Annotated in this window: 4 protein-coding genes; all 4 read left to right on the top strand. The window is 38.7% G+C overall.

From position 1 onward, the window contains the following. Positions 1 to 963 (top strand): DegT/DnrJ/EryC1/StrS family aminotransferase (locus VKY50_RS06580; protein WP_324300100.1); only part of this gene is annotated, 963 nt, incomplete at its 5' end. Positions 964 to 981: 18 nt separating this feature from the next. Continuing rightward, positions 982 to 1,998 carry a UDP-glucose 4-epimerase GalE gene (gene galE, locus VKY50_RS06575; protein ID WP_324300098.1) on the top strand — a complete coding sequence of 339 codons (1,017 nt, stop codon included), beginning with the start codon at positions 982 to 984 and terminating at the stop codon, positions 1,996 to 1,998. Between the two features lie 165 nt (positions 1,999 to 2,163). Further along, on the top strand, positions 2,164 to 5,517 hold the full coding sequence (gene mfd / locus VKY50_RS06570) for a transcription-repair coupling factor (RefSeq protein WP_324300097.1): 3,354 nt from the start codon (positions 2,164 to 2,166) through the stop codon (positions 5,515 to 5,517). 45 nt (positions 5,518 to 5,562) lie between these two features. Further along, positions 5,563 to 6,867 (top strand): peroxiredoxin family protein, encoded by a 1,305-nt coding sequence (locus tag VKY50_RS06565; RefSeq protein ID WP_324300095.1) that lies wholly within the window; start codon positions 5,563 to 5,565, stop codon positions 6,865 to 6,867. Position 6,868: the final 1 nt, after the last annotated feature.

Below are 6,868 nucleotides of genomic sequence, written 5' to 3'. Positions count from 1 at the left end.
GATGCGCTGCAAATTGCAATGATGGGATTAGAACTAAAACCTGGGGACGAAGTTATTACCACAGATTTCACTTTCGCAGCAACGGTAGAAGTTATTGGACTTTTACAGCTCACTCCTGTTTTGGTGGATGTCGATGCGAATACCTTTAATATCAGTATAGAGGCCATTAAAAAGGCCATCACTCCCAAAACCAAAGCCATTGTTCCAGTGCACCTCTTTGGGCAATGTGCCAATATGGAAGCAATCATGGACATTGCCAAGGAGCATAACTTATATATAATCGAGGATAATGCACAAGGCATTGGAGCGGATTACACCTTTAGCAATGGAGAGAAAAAAAAATCAGGAACGATCGGTCATGTAGCGGCAACCTCATTTTTCCCATCTAAAAACTTAGGCTGCTATGGCGATGGTGGAGCGATCTTTACCAATGATGATGAACTAGCACACTTTATTCGAGGTATTGTAAACCACGGGATGTACGAACGTTACCATCATGATGTAGTGGGTGTGAATTCAAGGTTGGATTCTATGCAGGCAGCAGTATTACGGGCTAAATTACCTTTACTGGATTCCTACAATAAAAAAAGACGTCAAGCCGCTATTAAATACACTAAAGGATTAAAAAACAACCCACATATTATCACGCCTGTACTTGCGGATCAAAGCGCACTTACACCGGATAACAATCAACATGTTTTTCATCAGTATACCCTTAGAATCACCAATGGGAAGCGTGATGAATTGGTAAAGCACCTCAACGCAAACGACATTCCTTGCGGAGTGTATTATCCTATTCCATTACACCTACAAAAGGCTTATGCAAATACAAGATACAACGAGGAGGATTTTAAAGTAACCAACACCTTGGTTAAAGAAGTTATCTCTCTTCCAATGCACACAGAATTAGATGATGAACAAATCGATTTCATTACAACCACAATAAATTCATTTTTAAACTAATACAAAACACCAAGACTAATGAGCATATTAGTAACTGGAGGTCTAGGCTTTATAGGATCTCACACCGTAGTAGAACTTCAAAACAAAGGATTTGAGGTCATTGTTATTGACAACCTATCGAATTCAACTACCGATGTACTTGATGGAATCAAAGCCATTACTGGAAAGGCACCCATTTTTGAAAAATTAGATTTAAGAGAAAAATCTGCTGTATCAGATTTCTTTAAAAAATACCCGGATATCGAAGGTGTAATTCACTTTGCGGCCTCTAAAGCCGTTGGAGAGAGTGTAGAAAAACCTCTTCTCTATTACGAGAACAACATTACCACCTTGATCTATCTTCTTCAAGAGCTATCGGTTAAAAAGGATGTATCATTTATCTTTAGCTCCTCTTGTACTGTTTATGGTCAGGCGGATAGCTTACCCATCACAGAGGATGCACCAGTGAAAACAGCGGAATCCCCATATGGCAATACAAAACAAATCGGAGAGGAAATCATTCAAGACAGCTGTAATGTTTATCAAAACATCAAAGCGATTTCACTTCGTTATTTTAACCCAATTGGAGCGCATGATAGTGCCCACATCGGAGAATTACCCGTCGGTGTTCCACAAAACCTAGTTCCGTTTATCACCCAAACTGGTGTTGGATTACGCGAACAACTTTCTGTTTTTGGTGATGATTATCCAACCAAAGACGGTACCTGTATTCGGGATTACATTCATGTGGTAGATTTAGCAAAAGCACATGTGGTGGCAGTAGAACGTTTAATTGAAAATAAAAATCAAAGTAATTACGAGGTATTCAACGTAGGTACTGGGACAGGAAGCACAGTCCTTGAAGTGATCGCAAGCTTTGAAAAAGTTGCCAGCAAACCATTAAACTATAAAATCGTAGATCGTCGTCCAGGGGATGTCATCGCGGCCTATGCTGACACTACAAAAGCCAACAATATTCTAGGCTGGAAAGCAGAATCTACATTAGAACAGGCCATGGCATCGGCTTGGAAATGGGAACAAAAAATTAGAAGTTAAAAAGCGTAAATGTCGTTTTTATTTACGGATTACGTCTTAAAACCTCGTTGTAGATTGAACGAGGTTTTTTTATGGTTTATTGGTAAGATTTTCTGCTAACATACATCAAAGGGTTAATTTTTGAGGAGAAGATCCTATGAACTATCTTTGCACAAATTATTTTTAGTGGATACTGTTACCAAACAATCAGGTATAAGACAGCTTTTATCTTTATATCAAGAATCTCTGCAAACACAGAAATTAGGGGAACTTATATCCCTGCCGCAAGAAAAAATTCAGCTGAGCGGATTAAACGGTTCCTCATTATCGTGTGTTATTGCCAATGTTTTCAAAGATAGTGGCAAACCGTTTTTAGCAATTTTTAAGGACAAGGAAGAAGCTGCTTATTATCTAAATGATCTCGAGCAAATGCTAGGGGATAAAAATGTTCTCTTCTACCCTGGCAGCTATCGAAGGCCCTATCAAATAGAACAAACTGACAACGCAAACATCCTCATGAGAGCCGAAGTACTCAATCGTCTCAACTCTCGAAAAAAGCCTGCACTTATTGTCAGTTATCCCGATGCACTATTTGAAAAGGTAGTGACCAAAAAAGAATTAGAGCGCAGCACTTTAAAGATCAATTTAAACGATAAGCTATCCATTGATTTCTTAAACGAAACCTTGTTCGAATACAAGTTTAAAAGGGTAGATTTTGTAACCGAACCCGGCGAGTTTTCCGTCAGAGGGGGTATCGTTGATGTATATTCCTTTTCAAACAACGAGCCGTATCGTTTTGAATTCTTTGGTGATGAAGTAGACGGCATACGAAGCTTTGATGTGGAAACGCAACTTTCCACTGAGCGTCTTAAAAAGGTGACTATCATTCCCAATGTAGAGAATAAATTACTTCAAGAGGATCGACAGAGTTTTTTTAAATACATACCATCAAACTCCATTATCTTTTTAAATAACCAAGAACAATTAGAGGGTAGAATAGCACAGCTTTTTGAAAAAGCGGTGGCGGCTTTTTCAGAGTTATCAAAAGATATCAAGCACGCTCCACCTGAAGAGTTATTTTGTAATGCATCCTCCATATCTCAAGGGCTCCAATCATTTACCACTGTGGAATTACAGGGTTGGAAAGAGCTTCCACAACAGATCCGATTTAACACAGGACCTCAGCCTTCTTTTAACAAACAGTTTGAGCTTTTAATTGAAAACCTCAACGAGAATCACCATAAAGGCTATACAAATTATATCTATTCTACAAGTGAGCAACAAGCCAAAAGGTTTAAGGATATCTTTGAGGACATTGGCAAGGAAGTCCATTATCAAACCATCGTAGGCACCTTGTATCAAGGGTTTATTGATCATGATCTAAAAATTGCTTGTTATACGGATCATCAAATATTTGAGCGTTACCACAAATTTTACCTCAAAAACGGGTATGCAAAAAAGCAGGCCATTACCCTTAGAGAACTCACCAATCTTGAGATAGGTGACTACGTAACCCATATCGATCACGGTATCGGTCGTTTTGGAGGGCTACAAAAAATTCAGGTGGAAGGCAAGATGCAAGAAGCCATCAAGCTTATTTATGGAGAGCGGGATATCTTATATGTGAGTATTCACTCACTTCATAAAATCACCAAGTATAATGGAAAAGATGGAAAGACCCCTAAAATATACAAGTTAGGATCCAATGCCTGGAAGAATCTCAAAAAGAAAACCAAGGCCAAGGTTAAAGAAATTGCCTTTAACCTCATCAAGCTATATGCTAAACGAAAAACAGAAAAAGGGTTTCAGTACGGGCCTGATAGTTACTTGCAAAATGAGTTAGAAGCCTCGTTTATCTATGAGGACACCCCCGATCAAAGCAAGGCTACCGAGGAAGTGAAAGCTGATATGGAAAGTGAACAACCTATGGATCGCTTGGTTTGTGGTGATGTAGGATTTGGAAAAACAGAAGTAGCCATCAGAGCTGCATTTAAGGCCGTGGATAATGGAAAACAGGTAGCCGTTTTAGTTCCCACCACGATTCTTGCCTTCCAACATCACAAAACATTTAGTGAACGATTACAAAACATGCCCGTAACCGTTGATTATTTAAACCGATTTAGAACAGCAAAAGAAAAAAGAGAAACCCTTGAGAATCTGGCTTCTGGAAAAGTAGACATCATTATCGGGACCCACCAATTGGTAAATAAAAATGTCAAATTCAAAGATTTAGGATTACTTATAGTAGATGAAGAACAAAAGTTTGGAGTTTCTGTTAAAGATAAACTTAAAACCATCAAAGAAAATGTAGAGGTATTAACCCTTACCGCTACACCGATTCCAAGAACGCTACAGTTCAGTCTAATGGCTGCGCGTGACTTATCAGTCATTACCACGCCTCCACCCAATAGATATCCGATCGACAGTAATGTGATTCAATTAAATGAAGAAATCATCCGTGATGCGATTTCCTATGAGATCCAAAGAGGTGGGCAAGTATACTTTATCCACAATCGAATTGAAAACATCCAGGAGGTTGCTGGAATGATACAGCGACTGGTCCCCGATGCTCGGATCGGAATTGGCCATGGACAGATGGAAGGTAAAAAATTAGAAGAGCTCATGTTGCGGTTTATGAACGGAGCATTTGATGTGTTAGTAGCGACCTCCATTATTGAATCTGGACTGGATGTTCCAAATGCAAACACCATCTTTATTAACAATGCAAATAATTTTGGTCTCTCTGACTTGCATCAAATGAGAGGACGAGTAGGTAGAAGTAACAAAAAGGCTTTCTGCTATTTTATCACCCCTCCTTACTCAGCCATGACTGACGATGCGAGAAAACGAATTCAAGCCCTAGAACAATTCACCGAACTCGGAAGTGGATTCCATATTGCAATGAAGGATTTAGAGATCAGGGGAGCTGGAGATATATTAGGTGGAGAACAAAGTGGATTTATCAATGAAATAGGATTTGACACCTATCAAAAAATCATGAATGAAGCTATAGAGGAGCTCAAAGAAGATGAATTTGCTGATTTATATCCTCAAGAAGAAAATAATAAGGTCTATGTAAAGGAAACACAGTTAGATACTGATTTTGAATTATTATTCCCGGATGATTACATCAATACAGTTACCGAACGTTTAAAACTCTATAACGAACTAAGCAGCATACAAACAGAAACCGAATTACAAGCCTATATGGATCAGCTTATTGATCGTTTTGGCCCATTACCAGAGCAGGCACAAGATCTATTAAACAGTGTTAGACTTAAATGGATAGCCACACAAATGGGTCTTGAGCGATTATTGCTTAAACACGGCAAAATGGTAGGATATTTTATTGCAGACCAACAAAGTAGTTATTACCAGAGTAACCGCTTTAGATCGGTTCTTGAGTTTGTACAAAAAAATCCAGCCCATTGTAAGTTGAAAGAGAAACAAACCCGCAATGGCTTGCGTTTAATTATTAGTTTTGATGGTATAAAATCAATTGACACAGCATACAAGGCGTTATTTCCACTGGCGCAATAACCTTTTTAGCAACACAAATCCTTTTTCAACAGTAAGACATTTTAAATGAAAAATATACTGACACTTCTTTTATTTCTCCCGTTTTTAACTAGCGCTCAACATACCATTTCTGGAACATTTCAGCCAGCAAATACCTTTACAACGGTCTATTTATATCAGATCAATCCCACTTCACAAAACTATTTAAACTATATTTCGCACACACGTTTAGATGAGAACTCCTCAGTTTCAATAGATCTCCCAAAGGAATTAGCCCCAGGGATGTATCAACTCAACTTTGGGATCCCTCGAACGGATTATCACTTTAACTTCATCTATAATGGAAAAGAGGATATCGTATTTGAGTATTCACAAGAGGGTGGCGTTAAGTACCTAGAGAGCGAGGAAAACATGGTGTACCTGGAATACCTCGATAAATCTCAAATGACCAAGGAATTACTCAGTGCGGTATTCTATCCTGATGTATCTGAGAAAGATTACAAAGCCGTGTTTGAGGCGATCGCTGAAATCCAGCACCATTTCGAGCTTCGAAGTATGGGACTTATGGCTAGGAGTTTCATTAAAACGGGGCGTTCCCCTATCCCCGATCAAAAGATAGGACCAACTGAATATTTGGAATTAGAAAAAGAGCACTATTTCGATTATATCAATTTTAACGACATCACACTCCAAAATTCCTTTCGTCTAGTCAATCTCTGCATAGTATATGTCCTTAAATTTAATCCAGAGCAGCTAACAGCTACCTATATCGAAAACATAGATGAAGTAATGCACCGAATCGGTGATGATTTAAATCTTAAAAAAGAAGTCGCAACAAGACTTTGGGTCAACTTCTCAACAGCCGAAGACAACACCCTGGCCAATTATATTGCCGATACGTACCTATTCCCTGTAGCCAAGAAAAAAGGAGATTACAAACTCATTGCAGAAATTGAGCAATTTCAAGCAACTGCTTTGGGTAGCAAGGCGCCAGACTTCCAGGTCCACGAAGGAAAAAAACTATCTGATCTAAGGGGCTATAAACGTTATGTATTGATATTCTGGAGCAGCACTTGTTCCCATTGCTTAAAAGAAATTCCACAAATTCATGAGCTTGTAAGCAATTTGGATAACAATAAACTCCAAGTGATCGCATTTGGTCTAGAAGATCAACTATATCCATGGAAAGCCGCCATAGAGGATTATCCTAATTTTACACACATTTACGGAGAAGGTAAATGGAATAATAAAACGGCTGAAGCTTATAATATTACCGCCACACCAACTTATTTTGTACTGGATAAGGATAAGATTATACGCAATAAGCCAGGCTCCTTAGAGGAGTTATTAGAGATCCTAAAAAAAGAGTAAG

Source organism: Galbibacter sp. (assembly GCF_035306585.1).
Classification (GTDB): domain Bacteria; phylum Bacteroidota; class Bacteroidia; order Flavobacteriales; family Flavobacteriaceae; genus Galbibacter.
This window is presented reverse-complemented; position numbering and strand designations above follow the sequence as displayed.